10 protein-coding genes and 1 pseudogene (1 of these 11 running past the window's edge) are annotated in these 15,957 nt (G+C 41.2%); 5 read left to right on the forward strand and 6 right to left on the reverse strand.

Annotated features, from left to right (window positions below):
- Positions 1-1,200: the 5' portion of a PorP/SprF family type IX secretion system membrane protein gene (locus HW278_RS09385; RefSeq protein ID WP_178977639.1), read on the reverse strand. Its footprint begins 204 nt before the window's first position; the window shows 1,200 of its 1,404 coding nt (coding positions 1-1,200); the start codon lies at positions 1,198-1,200; its stop codon lies beyond the left edge, outside the window.
- A 9-nt stretch (positions 1,201-1,209) separates the two neighbouring features.
- Positions 1,210-4,509: a gliding motility-associated C-terminal domain-containing protein gene (locus HW278_RS09390; protein WP_178977640.1), complete on the reverse strand. Its 3,300-nt coding sequence runs from the start codon at positions 4,507-4,509 to the stop codon at positions 1,210-1,212.
- Positions 4,510-5,335: 826 nt separating this feature from the next.
- On the opposite strand from HW278_RS09390, the gene HW278_RS09395 reads away from it, so the two are divergent.
- Together HW278_RS09395 and HW278_RS12860 are read left to right on the forward strand one after the other, a co-directional pair.
- The gene (locus HW278_RS09395) at positions 5,336-6,007 is read left to right on the forward strand and encodes a response regulator transcription factor (protein ID WP_178977641.1); all 672 of its coding nucleotides are present in this window, start codon (positions 5,336-5,338) and stop codon (positions 6,005-6,007) included.
- A gap of 2 nt (positions 6,008-6,009) precedes the next feature.
- Positions 6,010-7,283 (forward strand): annotated as a pseudogene (locus tag HW278_RS12860) (sensor histidine kinase).
- Between the two features lie 66 nt (positions 7,284-7,349).
- On the opposite strand, the gene HW278_RS09405 reads toward HW278_RS12860, so the two are convergent.
- Positions 7,350-8,114: an exodeoxyribonuclease III gene (locus tag HW278_RS09405; protein ID WP_178977642.1), complete on the reverse strand. Its 765-nt coding sequence runs from the start codon at positions 8,112-8,114 to the stop codon at positions 7,350-7,352.
- Positions 8,114-8,776: a deoxyribose-phosphate aldolase gene (gene deoC / locus HW278_RS09410; RefSeq protein ID WP_015782573.1), complete on the reverse strand. Its 663-nt coding sequence runs from the start codon at positions 8,774-8,776 to the stop codon at positions 8,114-8,116. Before deoC ends, HW278_RS09405 begins: the two co-directional genes overlap by 1 nt.
- A gap of 804 nt (positions 8,777-9,580) precedes the next feature.
- On the opposite strand from deoC, the gene gyrB reads away from it, so the two are divergent.
- Positions 9,581-11,557, forward strand: a complete 1,977-nt coding sequence (gyrB, locus tag HW278_RS09415; protein ID WP_178977643.1) for a DNA topoisomerase (ATP-hydrolyzing) subunit B — start codon at positions 9,581-9,583, stop codon at positions 11,555-11,557.
- A 73-nt stretch (positions 11,558-11,630) separates the two neighbouring features.
- On the opposite strand, the gene hemC is transcribed toward gyrB, so the two are convergent.
- A complete protein-coding gene (gene hemC, locus HW278_RS09420) occupies positions 11,631-12,497 on the reverse strand; it encodes a hydroxymethylbilane synthase (RefSeq protein WP_178977644.1) in 867 nt (288 codons plus the stop codon).
- Between the two features lie 117 nt (positions 12,498-12,614).
- Between hemC and HW278_RS09425 the strand changes: the two genes are divergently transcribed.
- A complete protein-coding gene (locus HW278_RS09425) occupies positions 12,615-13,535 on the forward strand; it encodes a dimethylarginine dimethylaminohydrolase family protein (RefSeq protein WP_178977645.1) in 921 nt (306 codons plus the stop codon).
- 158 nt (positions 13,536-13,693) lie between these two features.
- On the forward strand, positions 13,694-14,938 hold the full coding sequence (gene hemA / locus HW278_RS09430; RefSeq protein WP_178977646.1) for a glutamyl-tRNA reductase: 1,245 nt from the start codon (positions 13,694-13,696) through the stop codon (positions 14,936-14,938).
- 88 nt (positions 14,939-15,026) lie between these two features.
- Here the strand turns inward: hemA and HW278_RS09435 are convergent, their stop codons facing one another.
- Positions 15,027-15,773 (reverse strand): murein L,D-transpeptidase catalytic domain family protein, encoded by a 747-nt coding sequence (locus HW278_RS09435; RefSeq protein WP_106095760.1) that lies wholly within the window; start codon positions 15,771-15,773, stop codon positions 15,027-15,029.
- Between the last annotated feature and the right edge of the window lie 184 nt (positions 15,774-15,957).

Raw genomic sequence — 15,957 nt, forward strand, 5'->3', positions numbered from 1 at the left:
TTTAGGATTTTGGAATACTCCTGCAATCACATAATAGCCTTGTGCTATACCCTCTATTTTTGGGTCTTCTACCACTCTTATGCGCTTGTCTAATTCTTCTTGAACAGTAGGTGTTTTAGTTGTTGTTTTAGGAGTTTCTACCGTAGGTGTTTTTGTTTCTGTTACCGTAGGAGTTACTACCTTAGGCGTTGGAGGCGTTACCACAATAGGTTCAGGAGGAGTGGTCTTAATTGGTTTCTTAATGTGATGTTTGCCACCAAACTGATAAGAAACTACCACATCATAACTACCACCCAATTCAGCTACATAATTAGCAATGGTTTGTTCGTAGCCAAATCCTACGCTCAAGTGGTTAGTCACGTTAAAGCCTAAGCCACCGAAAGCTCCATATTTTTGGTCATAACCGGCGTAAGCCCAACCCAGAGGAACATCCAACATCACGTGTCCGCCCATTTGAAAATTATCTTTGGTTCTCTTAGCTTTAGCATACACACTGAAAAAACCATCTTCTAAGAAATCACTGCGAGAATCCAACTCTTTGCGATACATCACGTGAGCGGTGAGCGACTTTTCATTAAAAGGCACTGCCATTTCTCCTGCCGAAAACGAATAGTCTAAGAGGTTCTCCGCGGTAATACCAAAATGCCAGAAGTTAAAGTTTACGTCTACCCCTGGTTGTAAGTTGATGATACTCGTAGGTTTCGCATTCTCTATCAAGGGGTCTTGCACGTTTGCGCGCACTTTATTTCTGTCGATACTACTACGGGCAAACACTACGTTTAACCCTAAGCGCAAAAAGTTATCATCTGATATCTCTACTTGGTGTACGTAGTTCCCTAGTATACCTATATTGGCAAATATACCTGCTGTACGTTGGAAAACCAACCCGTGTGCCATATTGTTGCCATCGTAGTAATCATTCTTTCTACCTGCATCGCCACCCCACTTCTTGCCATAAGAGAGCCCAAAGGTATTAAACTTATCTTCCTTAAAGCCCATCCACTGGTTGCGATGAAAGAAGGTAATTTGCGACTCATTCTTGCTAAATATTGGAAACGCAGGGTTCATTAGGTAGGTGTTGTATTTTACAGCCGTATGTCCAGGCATTTCGTAGGGTAGGTAATTACCATCACTTTGTGCAAATAAAAACTGAACACTAAGCGCCAACACTGTTATCGTTATGTTATGTACTATCTTCATCGTCAATTCTTATTTAAGTATTGTAATGGTTCCTTTCTTATCCACGCCTCTCGTTTCGCCGTTTTCGGTAATCTCACCTTTGAGGGTATAGATATAGATAAGCGCACGCTTGCCAAGGTCATTGAAAGTACGCTCATCAGGCCAATTATTTTGGTAGTTGTTTGTCGAGAGTACTTCTTTACCTTCTTGTGAGTATATCGTTACCTTCACTTTCGGAGTGAGGTATACCGACGGTATTTCCCACTTATCGTTAATACCATCGCCGTTAGGAGTTACCACATTAGGCACTTCCACCACTTGGTAGATATTCAGTTCAAAAGGCAATATGTTCTCGCCTGCTGCCACGCACGACTCCTCTTTCAGTGTATAAGAACCCGACATATCCTCAGAGGTCACCTCCAAAGTTGTGCCGTATTTCACCGTGCCGTCGTCTTTTGTCCAGCTGAATTTATTACCCCCTTCGGCAACTAATCTATCACCTATACGCACGTCGAACTTGCGCTCACGTGCTGTACTGGTTTGGTATACTTGTTTCACAGGAGCAGTGCCTTGACTGTCGCGCATTAAACTCAATTTCAAACCGCCTACTTGGTAGTTCTTCACTTGTATATGAGCGCGTTTAGGGCAACCGCCGTTGTTAATTTCTAAATAGTATTCGCCTATTTCGTTCACGCTTGCCGTAGGGTTTTCGCTGCCTATGGGAGTGTCGTTAGTGTAATTGGCACTCGTTACTTTCTTCCATACGTAAGAAAAACTATCGGCTACTGATGAGTTAGGGTCGAAGCTATCGGCAGCTACGGTAAGACTAATAGTTCCTCCTTGACAAAGGTATACTGTTCTCTTCGCACCGTCAGCCGACGATATCTCAAAATCGGGGATAGGAGTAAAGGCTACCGGTTTTTCGTCCGAAGTCTTGATAATCGTGCCATAACTAACCCGCACTGAATATTTAGCCGATTCTGAGTTGCCTGCACGCGACACGACAAACTGCTGTCGGGTTTCGCCTGGCACATCGTTGCTGTCTTTTTGCCATTGGAAGTTAAAGAATTGGTAATCTATTTTCTTTACTTCCACTTGTTCTCCACTACTGCTTAGCTGTACGGTTATCTTTTGTACTTCAAGAGTGGTTTGCGTACGGGTTTCACAGTTGGTAGATGCTACCGTTCCTACTCTCACGCCTTTAATATCAGCAATGGTTTCAAAATAAATAGGGGTAAGGCTGATACTTGTACCACAACTACCGCCATCGGTGATTTTTGCTTCGTATACGTCAGCCGATACAGGCGTATCAGTAACTGTGTATTCCACACCCGTAGCGCCTGTTATTACGGTGCCGTTTTTCTTCCATTCCACAGTAGGGTTGGTCATATTGTGCGATATTTTCAGTACCGTAGTTTTCGCAGGGTAGTAAATCTCGCGAGTGTTCATATCTTCCGCCCAACGTGCTGTGATAACGGTGCGCTTTGCCACTACCGAGTTGGACGTAGCGGGGCAACCTCCGCCCGTACCGCCTATGGTAGCGTAATACACTCCTGTGGTAGTTACCCCATATTCGGTCATTCCTACCCCTTGCGCTATCTGCGTACGGTCTTTAAACCAAGTGTAAGTAGCCGTAGGGTCGGCACCAGTGGTAACCGTGAGCGTATACACCTCTCCACAGAAATCCACATTATCTACACTGTTGTTAATGCGCAATGCATTGCTGTCCTGCAATTGAATATCTAATACATTCGATTCAGGAATGGCAGGAAACCCCGAAGCCGTTATTTTCAAGCGGTATTTGCCGTTTTGGGTAGCGCTGTTAAGGGTGATTTCTTGCGTGGTATTGATATCGGTAAATGCACCGCCCGTTTCTCTTTGCCATTGGAAAGTGAAAAACGAATAGTCGCTCGGGTCTATTGCAAGCTCAGTAGCACCCGATACGGCTGTAATTTTGTCTACCGTGAGGTCTATGCTGTTCGTCTCGCAAGGCTGATAAGAAGTTTTAGGCTTGATGCTCACCTTGAAGCTATCAGGGGCTTTAAGTTCGTACTCCTCCGTTTCTACCGTCGAGGCACAACTGCCCGTTTGGATTACTTGGGCTTTGTATTTACCTGCGCTGGTGGCTACATAAGTATTGGCAGTTTGCCCCGGTATTTCCACCCCGTCCTTAAACCATTTGTAAGACGGATTTTGAGCGGTAGTGTTTACGCTGAGGGTACGCTGTTTGTTGGGCAACAATACATTGCCCCCCGTGGTAGTAATATTAGCTTTAATAGCATCTTTATGTTTTATTTCCACCTCGTTAGAGCGCACGCCACAACCACCTCCGTCGCCTATTTGTACGCGGTATTTACCTGGCAAGTTATTGGGGGGCGACACCACATAGGTAGCCACCCCGTTAGTTTCACCCAACTTAGTATTGTCGCGATACCACGAATAAGTATCGGTACCCGCAGGGGTAGCCGTAAGGGTAAAGCTCTCTGAACTACATATCTCAGTAGCAGAACTACTAAGCACTAACGACTGTCCTCCTCCTTTTATTCTTACGTTAATATTATTGGATTTGGAAATGTTTTGGTCAGAATTTGTACAAGCTCCATAATCAATATAAACCCTATAAGTTCCCTCTTCACTTACTGTTATTTTTGGACCTGTCTGTCCATTTATTCTTACACTATTATTACCTCCAATATCACTTTTATACCAAACATAATTATAATCTGAAATATTATTGCTTGCTGTTGTGAATATTTGGGTTACAGATATTTCTGTAGTTTGTCCAGGGCAAAGGTTTACATTACCTGAAGGTACTGTTTTTACAGATCCTGTTGCATTTATAAAATTACCCTCAAACTCTTCCTTACCGCTTAGTTCACCTATAACAATTACTTCACTTGCTGGATTAGTTGAGCGAAGACGAATTCTATATTTTTTACCATTTAGAGTCTTAGGAAAAGTTAAATAAGCATCAAAAAATAGAACATTATTTATTGTTTTCCCTTTTGGAATACCATCAGTCTCATAAGGTAATACAGTAGGATTATTGAAACTTCCGTTAGCATCTGATAGTTCAAATATATATTTATTATCCGCATTTGGAAGAGGAGGAGACCAACGAACTTTAACTCTAAATCCTGAAGTAGTTTTAGTACCATCAGGATTAGTAACGATGACTTTTCCGTTATAATTGGGAGTAACACAGAAACTGGTATTAAAATTACTCTTTGCGTGTAGTAATTTATTTTGCTGTGCTTGTACCCCCTCAATACCAAAGAAGTATAAAAGCAGAAAAACACTTATGTATTTAAAAAAATTGCTTACTTTCATTTTAAAATACGAATTAAAACATTGCTAAAAACATTATAAATCATACCCACTGGGTACTATACACGGTGCAAAGATACGAAAAAGAAATATCTACACAAAATTAATTGTCCATTTTTTTTACACTCTTCTGTTACCTTTACCCAATATCTCTATCTGCTTTTTGTTATAACTTGCTGAAAATTATACACTTTTCGTTATATAATTCTCCTTCACATTCCCTATGCCATCGCGCTACTCCTGTGAAATTTTAAGCATCAATTAAGAATCTTTTAAGAATGTTTAACGCAAAGCTTACGCAGGTAAAAGCTAAAAAATAAAACCACAAGCGGTATAATCCCCGTCACCATCTTCCCCCTTCACGTCACTATTCCCGTCACTATTCCCGTCACTATTTCCCCTCTCCTTGGGAGAGGGACGGGGTGAGGATTCTCTTTCTTTCGCCTCGAAACCCCGTTTTTACCGTTTTTTGAATTGTTGTATCATATTATTAATCAATTATTTACACACCCTTTCTATACCAATCGTCCAAGATTCGTATAAGCTTCCTATAAGCTCTCTATAAGCTAACCCCACCCTCCTTATAGCCTTTTTTCATCAAAAAACCTTCCTCCCTTCTTCCGAACTTTTTCGTTCCCTTCCGAATCCTCCAATCCCTCCTCTAACCTGTCCGACCCGTCCATTCTCCTTGGTGGCACTATCAGTATTTTTGGCATTATTGGTATTTACCCCATTCTCTAATTTGCTAATTTCCTCATTCTCTAATTTCCTCATTTCCTCATTTCCCAATCATTCTTCATTCGCAATTATTTATTATCTTTGCCCCCGTATGAAAATCCTGATTATAGAAGACGAAAAAGAACTGCGCCTCACCCTGCGACAGTTCCTCGAACAAGAACACTTTTTGGTGGAAACAGCAAAAGACTACCCTTCGGGGCTAGCTAAACTTGCCGACTACGACTACGATTGCATTCTTTTGGACATTATGTTGCCCAACGGTAGCGGTATGCAATTGCTGGACGAGCTTAGGGCGATGAAAAAGAACCATTCGGTGCTTATCATCTCGGCGAAAGACTCAGTAGAGGACAAGGTGCTCGGACTCGAAAAGGGTGCTGACGATTATCTTGCAAAACCTTTTCACCTCGCCGAACTCTTGGCTCGCGTCAAATCAATTATACGGCGCAAAAACCAGCAAGGTGAGGAAGTGATTACCCTCAAAAACGTACAGCTTTTTCCCGAAACTCGTACCGTGAGGGTAGGCGATACAACCCTTACCCTCAACCGAAAGGAATACGACCTGTTGTATTACTTTATCATTCGCCCTGAACGATTGGTGGAGAAAACTACCCTTGCCGAAGCCGTCTGGGGAGACTATATCGACCAAGTGGATAGCCTCGATTTTATCTATTCGCAAATAAAGAATCTCCGCAAAAAACTCAAAACTTCCGAAGCCGAAATAGACCTCCAAGCGGTTTATGGCATTGGGTATAAATTGGTTTAACTATGAAAATATCACTGAAAAACTACACCTTGCGCTACCTCACACTCACCTTTTTGCTCATCTTGGCGGTGTGGGCGGCGGTGTTCTACGCTTATATTTTAGACGAGGTGTACGACAATATCGATGACGGACTGAAAGACAAGAAGACGCTCATTATCCAAAATATCCTTCGCCACCCCGAGCTGTTAAAGATAAATGAATTTGGTATCGAGGACTTTAGAGTGTACCCTTCGCAAGAAGATTTCTCCGACCATAATATTCTTAGTAATGCCTTTTTCTATATGCCTTTTGATGATGAGGACGAGCCATACAGGGTACTCAAAACCAGCTTCTACGACCGCGATATGAACCCTTATACGCTTGAAATACGCACCTCTACGGTAGAAAAAGACGATTTGCTGTTCAATTTAGCCATTGCGTTGGGGTATTGTATGTGGTGTTGGTACTCTCAATGTATCTTGTCAATCTGTTAGTTATCAACAAAATATGGAAACCTTTCAAGGGGATACTCACAGCTATTCGCCAATATGAAGTAGGGAATAAAACCAAACTACAGCCCATCGTTACCGATGTAATTGAGTTCAACGTGTTGCACGACAATATCCAGCAAATGTGGCAACGCAACGAAGTAGTATTTGAAGAACAGAAAGTGTTTATTGAGAACGCTTCACACGAATTGCAAACGCCCTTAGCTATTACCCTCAACAAATTAGAACTATTAGCCGATGACCCTTCACTGACCGAAAAGCAATTAGTTCAGCTCAGCGAAGTCAAGCAGTCACTAATGCGAATGACTCACTTAAACAAGTCGCTACTGATGCTCACCCGCATAGAAAATCACCAATACAAGCAAGCTGAGAGCATATCGTTTCAAGCGCTCACAGCAACTATTATAGAAGATCTCAGTGATTTAATAGCCTTTAAAGAATTGGAAATTACGGTGAAAGAAGATAGTGATTTTCAAGTGGAAATGAATAAGGATTTGGCAACGGTACTCGTGTCGAACTTATTGCGCAATGCCATTAAATACACCGAAAAGGGAAGGGAGATACAAGTCCGTTTAGAAGAAAACTGTTTTCAAGTGAAGAATACTGCCAAAGACGGAATACGCTTACACCCCAACAAGATTTTCCAACGCTTCCACAAAGGGCAACAGGAAGCTACTTCCACTGGCTTAGGCTTAGCTATTGTAAAGTCTATCGCCGATAGTTATCAATTGCAGGTGAAGTATAGTTTTGAAGAGGAAATGCACTGTTTTACTTTAAAGAAGAAATAAGAAACAAAGGCTGTCCGAAAAACTATAACAGCATAAACTTTTCGGACAGCCTTTAATCATTAACCACTAATCATTAATCATTAATAAGATAGGACAGTGGTCGCTGTGTTTAGCCTCGGGGAGAATAAGCGCGCGCTCCATACGCTTTTCTAAGGGAGCAGATACCAAGTGATAATCGATGCGCCAGCCCTTGTTGTTGTTGCGAGCATTTGCGCGATAGCTCCACCACGAGTACTGATGTGCTTCTTTGTGGAAATAGCGAAAACTATCAATAAAACCACTCTTCATAAACTTATCCAACCACTCGCGCTCTACGGGAAGAAAGCCCGATACATTGGCATTTCGTATGGGGTCGTGAATGTCTATCGCCTCGTGACAGATGTTATAGTCACCACAAATAACGAGGTTAGGTATCTTCTGTTTCAGTTTGTCTATGTACTTTTGGAAGTCAGCCATAAAAGTCAGTTTGAAGTCAAGGCGGTCAGGGTTTGTACCTGAGGGCAAGTACAGACTCATTACTGATAGGGTCTCAAAATCGGCGCGAAGCACCCGTCCTTCCCTGTCCATATAGTCGATACCCGTACCTACTTCCACGTGCTTAGGTTCTATTTTAGAGAGTATCGCTACGCCACTATAACCTTTTTTCTCTGCACTGTGGTAATACTGATATTTATAGCCCAATTCCGAAAAAACTTCCGTGGGGATTTGGTCTTCTGTAGCTTTAATCTCTTGTAAGCACAACACATCGGGGTTAGCACTTTTCAGCCAGTCGGCAAATCCTTTCGTAAGCGCTGCCCTAATGCCATTTACGTTATAACTGATAATTTTCATTAGTAGCCTGTTCCTTTTTCTCCTTTTAAGATAGCAATACCGTTCGATGTACCAATGCGTTGTACCCCTAAGTTCACGTACTGCATAGCTGTTTCGTAGTCGCGTATACCTCCTGAGGCTTTTATTTTTGCCTTGTCTTGCACACATTCTTTCATTAGTTTCACATCAGCAAGAGTAGCCCCTCCTGAGCCAAATCCTGTAGAGGTCTTTACAAAGTCCGCTTTAGCATCAAGAGCCATACGGCAAGCCAAGCGTTTTTCTTCGTCAGTGAGGTAGCAGGTTTCGAGGATTACTTTTAGCACTCTATTTTCACCTACACAGCGTTTCAGCGATATAATTTCGTCTAATGCTTTGTTCACTTCACCAGATTTTAACAAGCCTACGTTTAGCACCATATCAATCTCGTCGGCACCATCGGAGAGAGCTTCACCCGTCTCAAAGTATTTTGCTTTAGCCGACATTGCTCCTAAGGGAAAGCCTACCACGCTACACACCTTGATATCAGTGCCTGCTAAAAATTTCTTAGCTGTTGTTACATAACAGCTATTCACACATACCGAATAAAAATCGTACTCCACTGCTTCTTTGCAAAGGGTCTCAATATCCGCAATGGTAGCCGTTGCTTTTAGAAGCGTGTGGTCAATTAGTTTGTTTAATTCCATATTGTTTTAGTTAAAAGTTAAAACTGAAAAGAATTCAACCGATTCTTTTCTATTTGTCAATTCTTATTTGTTCTTACACTCGTGTTATTACAACTTTCTTCTTAATAGTTGTAAGTAAAGGGAAGTCTAACGCACTTATTTCTGTTTGAAATCTTACAATTTCTACCTGCGTAGCTCTAAATATTTTTGGCAAAGGTAGATATTTTTTTTCTAACAGCAAAGATAGTAAAGCGAATCTAAGGGTTAAAAAGAGTGATTATCTCTGGTTTACAATATTGTGATTGCTTTTGCGTCACATCTCTCGTCATTCATCATTCGTCATTTCTTTCTTTTTTCCGTCACATTTCCCCTAGTGCCTATGGCCTAAGGCCTATTGTCTCTTCCTCTTTCTTTCGCCTCGAAACCCCGTTTTTACCATTTTTAGCCTTGTTGTATTACATTATGAATCAACTATTTATACACCCTTTCTATACCAATCGTCCAAGATTCGTATAAGCTTCCTATAAGCTCTCTATAAGCTAACCCCACCCTTCTTATACCCTTTTTTCACCAAAAATCCTTCCAACACACTTTTTATATTTTTCGTTTTCCTCCGATAACCCAGATCAGTCCAATTTGTCCGACAAGTCAGACCCGTCAAAAAACCTTTTTTATCACTACCCATTTGCTAATTTCCTAATTTTCTCATTTTCTCATTTTCTCATTTTCTCATTTTCTCATTTTCTAATTTTATTTATCTATTATAAAATTTGCTCATTAATAAATTAATTCATATCTTTGCACCCTTGATTCGATATTAAAATTATGGCAGAAGAATTATATAACGAACAACAAAATTCAGCTGAATATTCGGCAGACAATATCCAATCCCTTGAAGGAATGGAACACGTGCGTATGCGCCCCTCAATGTACATCGGCGATGTGGGTACGCGCGGGTTACACCACCTTGTATACGAGGTGCTCGATAACTCTATCGACGAAGCGCTCGCAGGCTATTGCGATACTATTTCGGTAACCATTAATGAGGATAATTCTATCACCGTGGAAGACAACGGTCGCGGTATCCCAGTAGATGTCCACAAGAAAGAAGGCGTTTCTGCCCTTCAAGTGGTAATGACTAAAATCGGTGCCGGAGGTAAGTTCGACAAGGGTTCTTATAAAGTATCAGGTGGTTTGCACGGGGTAGGAGTTTCCTGCGTAAATGCCCTTTCCGACCATCTTACTGCTACCGTATACCGCGACGGCAAAATATGGCAACAAGAGTACCAACGCGGGGTAGCGATGTACCCTGTAAAACAAGTGGGCAACACCGATAAACGCGGTACTAAGGTTACTTTCCACCCCGATGAAGTAATTTTTGAACAAACTATTGAATACAAATACGATACCCTCGCAGCCCGTATTCGCGAGCTCGCTTATTTAAATAAAGGAATTACTATCACCCTTACCGACCTTCGCAATAAAGACGAAAAAGGTAACTTTATCACCGAAAAATTCTATTCACAAAACGGACTAAAAGAGTTCGTTAAATTCCTCGATGGCAACCGTATGCCTATCATCGGAAACGTGATAGCTATAGACGGTGAAAAGAACGGTATCCCTGTGGAGGTCGCTATGATTTACAACGATTCATATAACGAGAACCTACACTCTTACGTCAATAATATCAACACTTCCGAAGGAGGTACTCACCTACAAGGTTTCCGTATGGGGCTCACTCGTACCCTCAAAGCCTATGCCGATAAATCAGGCTTGCTCGAGAAGATGAGTAAAGATAAAAAGAACCCTGTGGAGATTGAAGGTGATGACTTTCGTGAAGGGCTTACCGCTGTCATTTCGGTAAAAGTAGCCGAACCTCAATTTGAAGGACAGACAAAAACCAAACTCGGTAACCGCGAAGTAACCTCAGCCGTATCTCAAGCCGTAGGACAAATGCTCGAAGATTATCTCGAAGAAAATCCTAACGATGCCAAAACCATTGTCGAGAAAGTGATTTTGGCTGCTCAAGCACGTCAAGCAGCCCGCAAAGCTCGTGAGATGGTACAACGTAAGAGCGTGATGAGTGGTGGCGGTCTTCCTGGTAAACTCGCCGACTGTTCTGAAGAAGATCCAGAAAAATGCGAACTCTTCCTTGTCGAAGGAGACTCAGCAGGCGGTACAGCTAAACAAGGACGTAACAAAGATATCCAAGCAATACTACCCCTCAGAGGTAAAATCCTCAACGTCGAAAAAGCGATGCAACACAAGGTGTTCGATAGCGATGAAATTAAGAATATCTATACCGCTTTGGGTGTAACTGTGGGTACTGAGGAAGATGCCAAAGCACTTAATTTGAGCAAGCTCCGTTACCACAAAGTGATTATTATGTGTGATGCCGATGTAGACGGTTCGCACATCACGACTCTTATCCTTACGTTCTTCTTCCGCTATATGCGCGAACTTATAGAGAACGGACACGTGTATATTGCCACACCACCGCTCTATTTAGTAAAAAGCAAAAATAGCAAACGCGAAGAGTACGCTTGGAACGACAAACAACGCGATGCGCTTTCAGCTGAAATGGGCAATGTGAATATCCAGCGTTATAAAGGTTTGGGTGAAATGAACGATCACCAGTTGTGGGATACCACTATGAATCCCGAACACCGCACCCTTCGCCAAGTAACCATCGACAACGCTACTGAAGCCGACCGCGTATTCTCTATGCTGATGGGTGATGAAGTACCACCACGTCGTGAGTTCATCGAGAAAAACGCTAAGTACGCTAAAATCGATGCGTAGTTATAGTATAACAAGCAATAAAAAAGCGCAACACTTGGTTACAAGTGTTGCGCTTTTTTTTAACCATTAATCGTTAACTTCTTACCATTGTAGCAAGTTTTTCTCCCGTATATTCATCTATTTGAGTGAGTACTTCGTTTATTACCGAAGACTCTTTGCCATCTTCGCTCCACAAGCCTCCTTTGAAGTAGAGTTTTTCATCTTTAAACTCAGCAAAAGCTCCAATAGGTGCTGTACAGCCACCTTCTAAAGCGCGAAGAAAATCGCGTTCTAATTGAGTGGCTATATAAGTATAATCGTCGTGGAGAGGGAGTAGTTTCTTCTGCAAAGCTACGTTATCCTCACGCACCACCACTACGATAGCTCCTTGCGCAGGTGCAGGTAGCATCCAATCCAGCACCAAGTGTTTTTCAGGTAATTTATTAATGCGTTCCAAGCCCGCAGCAGCAAAGATAGCCCCATTCCAAGAGTTATCGGTGAGTTTTTGCAAGCGGGTATTTACATTCCCCCTTAAATTCTCTATCTTATGATGCGGGTAGCGGTGTAACCATTGCGCCTTGCGTCGCAAACTGCTGGTGGCTATAGTTGCTATTTCAGCCTCCAAAAACGAAAGGTCACCCTTGTATACTAATACATCGTGAGGATTTCCACGCTTGAGCACCGCCGCTACCACAATTCCTTCAGGTAAAGCCGTGGGTACGTCCTTCATACTATGTACGGCAATATCTATTTCACCATTGAGCAAGGCAATATCCAGCGCTTTGGTAAAGATACCGGTAACCCCCATTTCGTAGAGTGGTTTGCTTAGCTCTATATCTCCGTGAGATTTAGTGCTTACTATCTCAGTGGGATAGCCTAAGGTTTTTAATTGGTTTTGTACGGTTTTAGCTTGCCAGAGAGCCAACTCACTATCGCGTGTACCTATGCGTATGGTGTTCATTGTATTGAATTTAGAGCGACAAAAGTACAAAATAATTATCAATTAACAATTGAGAATTGATAAATTTGCTAATTACCAAATTATTTGTATCTTTGCCCAAAACAAGACAATATTAATATGCTAAAATTACATATTACAAACGAAACTAATCAATTAGAAACTGTGATTTTAGGCACAGCTACTAGCAATGGACCTACTCCAAAGCTCGAAGAAGCCTACGACCCTAAATCGGCGGAGCATATCAAAGCGGGTACTTATCCCATAGAAAAAGATATGGTTGCTGAAATGGACGCTTTTTGTGCAGTACTCCAAAAATACGGCGTGACCGTTTATCGTCCTGAAATCATTACTGACTGCAACCAGATATTCACTCGCGATATCGGTTTTGTGATTGAAGATACTTTTATCAAAGCTAATATACTACCCGATAGACAAGAAGAATTTCAGGCTATTGAGTACATTGTAAAACAAATAGACCCTAAAAAAGTGATAACCCCTCCTGCTGAGGTACATATTGAAGGGGGCGATGTAATGCCTTGGAACGACCATATTTTCATCGGGACTTATAAAGGGGAAGATTATAAACAGCAAATCACAGCTCGTACTAATGTAGCAGGGGTGGCTTTTATCCAAAAGCTCTTCCCTCAGAAAAAGGTAAAGGAGTTTGATTTGGTGAAATCACAAACTGAGGCGCGCGATAATGCCCTCCACCTCGACTGTTGCTTCCAACCGATTGGTAAAGACAAAGGAATTATTTACAAAGGCGGTTTCCGTTGTGAAGCTGATTATCAGTATTTGGTAGACCTCTTTGGCAAAGAGAATCTTTTTCATATAGAGCGAGAGGAAATGTACCATATGTTTAGCAACATCTTTTCTATTAGCCCAGAGGTGGTGGTTTCTGAAAAGAATTTTACACGCTTGAATAACTGGTTGCGCTCGCAAGGCTTCACCGTAGAGGAAATTCCGTATGCCGAGATTGCCAAACAAGAGGGATTGCTAAGGTGCTCTACTTTGCCTCTCAGTCGCTGTGGCAATTAACAAATAGACAAAATGATAAAAAGACTAATTATTTAGATTGTTTACATATTTTATTTTTTTAGAATAAAAGTTCGTCGTATCTTATGTGATTTACGGCGAACTTATTATTTTTGCGCTTGCGAAACACAACTACTGATAGTATCAATTACTAAAAAACTATGTTACAACCTACTATATCTAAGAATAAAACCTTTTACTGCATTGGGCTCAGCTACCAGAAAGCTGATGCAACGATGCGTGGAATGTTTAGTCTTACCCCTGAAAACAAAGACCAATTGCTCTCCCAAGCTAAAAGTGAAGGCTTTGAGGAGCTATTGGTGATTTCTACTTGTAATCGTACGGAGCTCTATGGTTATGCCGAACACCCTTTTCAGCTGATACAACTGCTCTGTGAAAATTCTAATGGGTCGGTAGATGATTTTCAGAAAGTGGGTTACGTAACAAAAAACAAAGAGGCTGTGCATCATCTTTTTGAAGTAGGTACAGGTTTAGATAGCCAGATTCTTGGGGACTTTGAGATTATAGGGCAGATAAAACAAGCCTTTACCCTCTCGCGCGACAAAGGTCTTGCCAAAGCCTTTTTGGAGCGATTGATGAATTCTGTTATTAACGCCAGCAAGCGTATCAAGAACGAGACGGCGCTTTCTTCAGGGGCAGCCTCAGTATCGTTTACGGCGGTGCAGTATATTATGCAGAATATACCTGAGGTGTCGCAAAAGAATATTCTTCTCTTTGGTGTAGGCAAGATAGGTCGCAATACGTGCGAAAACCTCATCAAGCACACTCAGAACGAACATATTACTCTTATCAATCGCACGCGCGAGAAAGCAGAACAAATAGCGGGTAAGTTTAATGTAATAGTTAAAGATTTTAACGAGTTACGAAATGAAATTAGCAAAGCTGATGTACTCATAGTCGCCACAGGGGCTGCTACTCCTACGGTGTATAAAGATTTTATCAATCCGGCTCAACCGATACTCATTTTAGACCTTTCTATTCCTAAGAACGTGGAGGAACAAGTGGCAACACTCCCCAATGTAACCCTTTTGCATATGGACGAGCTTTCTAAGCGCAAAGACGAAGCCTTAGAGCGTAGAAAAGAAGCGATTCCACAGGCTTTGGAGATTGTAGAAGAGGTAAAAGAAGAGTTTTTCCAATGGTTAGACAACCGCAAATTTGCGCCTACTATCAAAGCGTTAAAAGCGAAGCTTGAAAGCCTTAAAGAAGCTGAAATGGACTTCCAGCGAAAGAAAATTGAAAACTTTAACGAGCAACAAGCTGAAATGATAAGTAACCGCATCATTCAGAAGATAACCACGCAATTTGTAAACCACTTGAAAGATACCTCGTCAGTAGATGAAAGTATCAGTTGGGTACAAGAGGTGTTTCAGTTAGAAGTATAAGACATCTATATAAGAAAAATAAAAAAGACTGCTACACAGCAGTCTTTTTTATTTTTTAAGTATTCAGATAAGGATAATCAAAATTTATTTAGAAGACGGATTCGTCGTCAATAAGTTTTAAAACATTTAAGTATTTAGAGGAGCTGAGGTATTTTGCATCGTTGTAATAAGCAAAAATCATTGTTTTTTCTTTGATAGTTTCAATGACTTGTTTATATATGTTTTCGGGCAATACAGGGCAACCTAAACTTCTGCCCATACGCCCCGTACGAGCTATGTAATTTTCATTGGCGTAATTGGCAGTGTGGATAACTACTGCACGTTTGGCTAAGTTACTATTATAGCCTTTTTCATCGCCGTACAACATTAGGCTAAATCCTTTACTACCGATGTAAGTGGTACCTGTAATGTAAAAGCCTATACTGCTTTTGTTAGATTCCATCGCATCTGAAAAAGAGGAGGACTTTATTTCTCCACTATTTCTACCGTGTGCTACATAGGTGTAATACACTATTTTCATCTTCTCTAAGTCGATGGTATAAAAGCGCTTAGAGCTACTATCTTTTGTAAAATCAATAATAGAGAAGAGGTCTTTTTCGTTTAAGCGGTGTTGCTTTCTGAGAGATTGATAGCCTATATAAGCGTAGCGAAAAGCTTCGAAGCTAAGGTCGTATTGGGCGGCGTTTAGCTCGTTATACAAATCTTTAATGTTAAGTTCGACTTTTTTTAAGGCTAATAGTTTTTCTTTGCTAAGATGGGAATTTTGGGCGTGTACGAAATACAAAAAACTGCTTAATACAAAAATAAGGAATAAGAAAAAATACTTTTTGTTCATAGTGTTGTTGTTCGAAACATTTTTTAATTGTTAAATAAGAATTCATTGCGGGTGCAAAGGTAGTATATTTTTTTTACGTTGTATCAGAAAGGTGACACTTTAACATTTATTTAACACGTTTAAATAATTTCCACAATACCCATAAGAAGTAGCGTAATAGCCTTTGTGATGGTTGATAGCAGTA

The organism is Capnocytophaga sp. oral taxon 902 (assembly GCF_013394735.1).
GTDB classification, from domain to species: Bacteria; Bacteroidota; Bacteroidia; order Flavobacteriales; family Flavobacteriaceae; genus Capnocytophaga; species Capnocytophaga ochracea.

What these genes read in the sequence shown, in the direction of transcription:
- HW278_RS09405 (WP_178977642.1), bottom strand. Translation starts at nt 8,114, where the DNA reads ATGAAAATTATCAGTTATAACGTAAATGGCATTAGGGCAGCGCTTACG.
- HW278_RS09435 (WP_106095760.1), bottom strand. Translation starts at nt 15,773, where the DNA reads ATGAACAAAAAGTATTTTTTCTTATTCCTTATTTTTGTATTAAGCAGT.
- gyrB (WP_178977643.1), top strand. Translation starts at nt 9,581, where the DNA reads ATGGCAGAAGAATTATATAACGAACAACAAAATTCAGCTGAATATTCG.
- hemA (WP_178977646.1), top strand. Translation starts at nt 13,694, where the DNA reads ATGTTACAACCTACTATATCTAAGAATAAAACCTTTTACTGCATTGGG.
- HW278_RS09390 (WP_178977640.1), bottom strand. Translation starts at nt 4,509, where the DNA reads ATGAAAGTAAGCAATTTTTTTAAATACATAAGTGTTTTTCTGCTTTTA.
- deoC (WP_015782573.1), bottom strand. Translation starts at nt 8,776, where the DNA reads ATGGAATTAAACAAACTAATTGACCACACGCTTCTAAAAGCAACGGCT.
- HW278_RS09395 (WP_178977641.1), top strand. Translation starts at nt 5,336, where the DNA reads ATGAAAATCCTGATTATAGAAGACGAAAAAGAACTGCGCCTCACCCTG.
- hemC (WP_178977644.1), bottom strand. Translation starts at nt 12,497, where the DNA reads ATGAACACCATACGCATAGGTACACGCGATAGTGAGTTGGCTCTCTGG.
- HW278_RS09425 (WP_178977645.1), top strand. Translation starts at nt 12,615, where the DNA reads ATGCTAAAATTACATATTACAAACGAAACTAATCAATTAGAAACTGTG.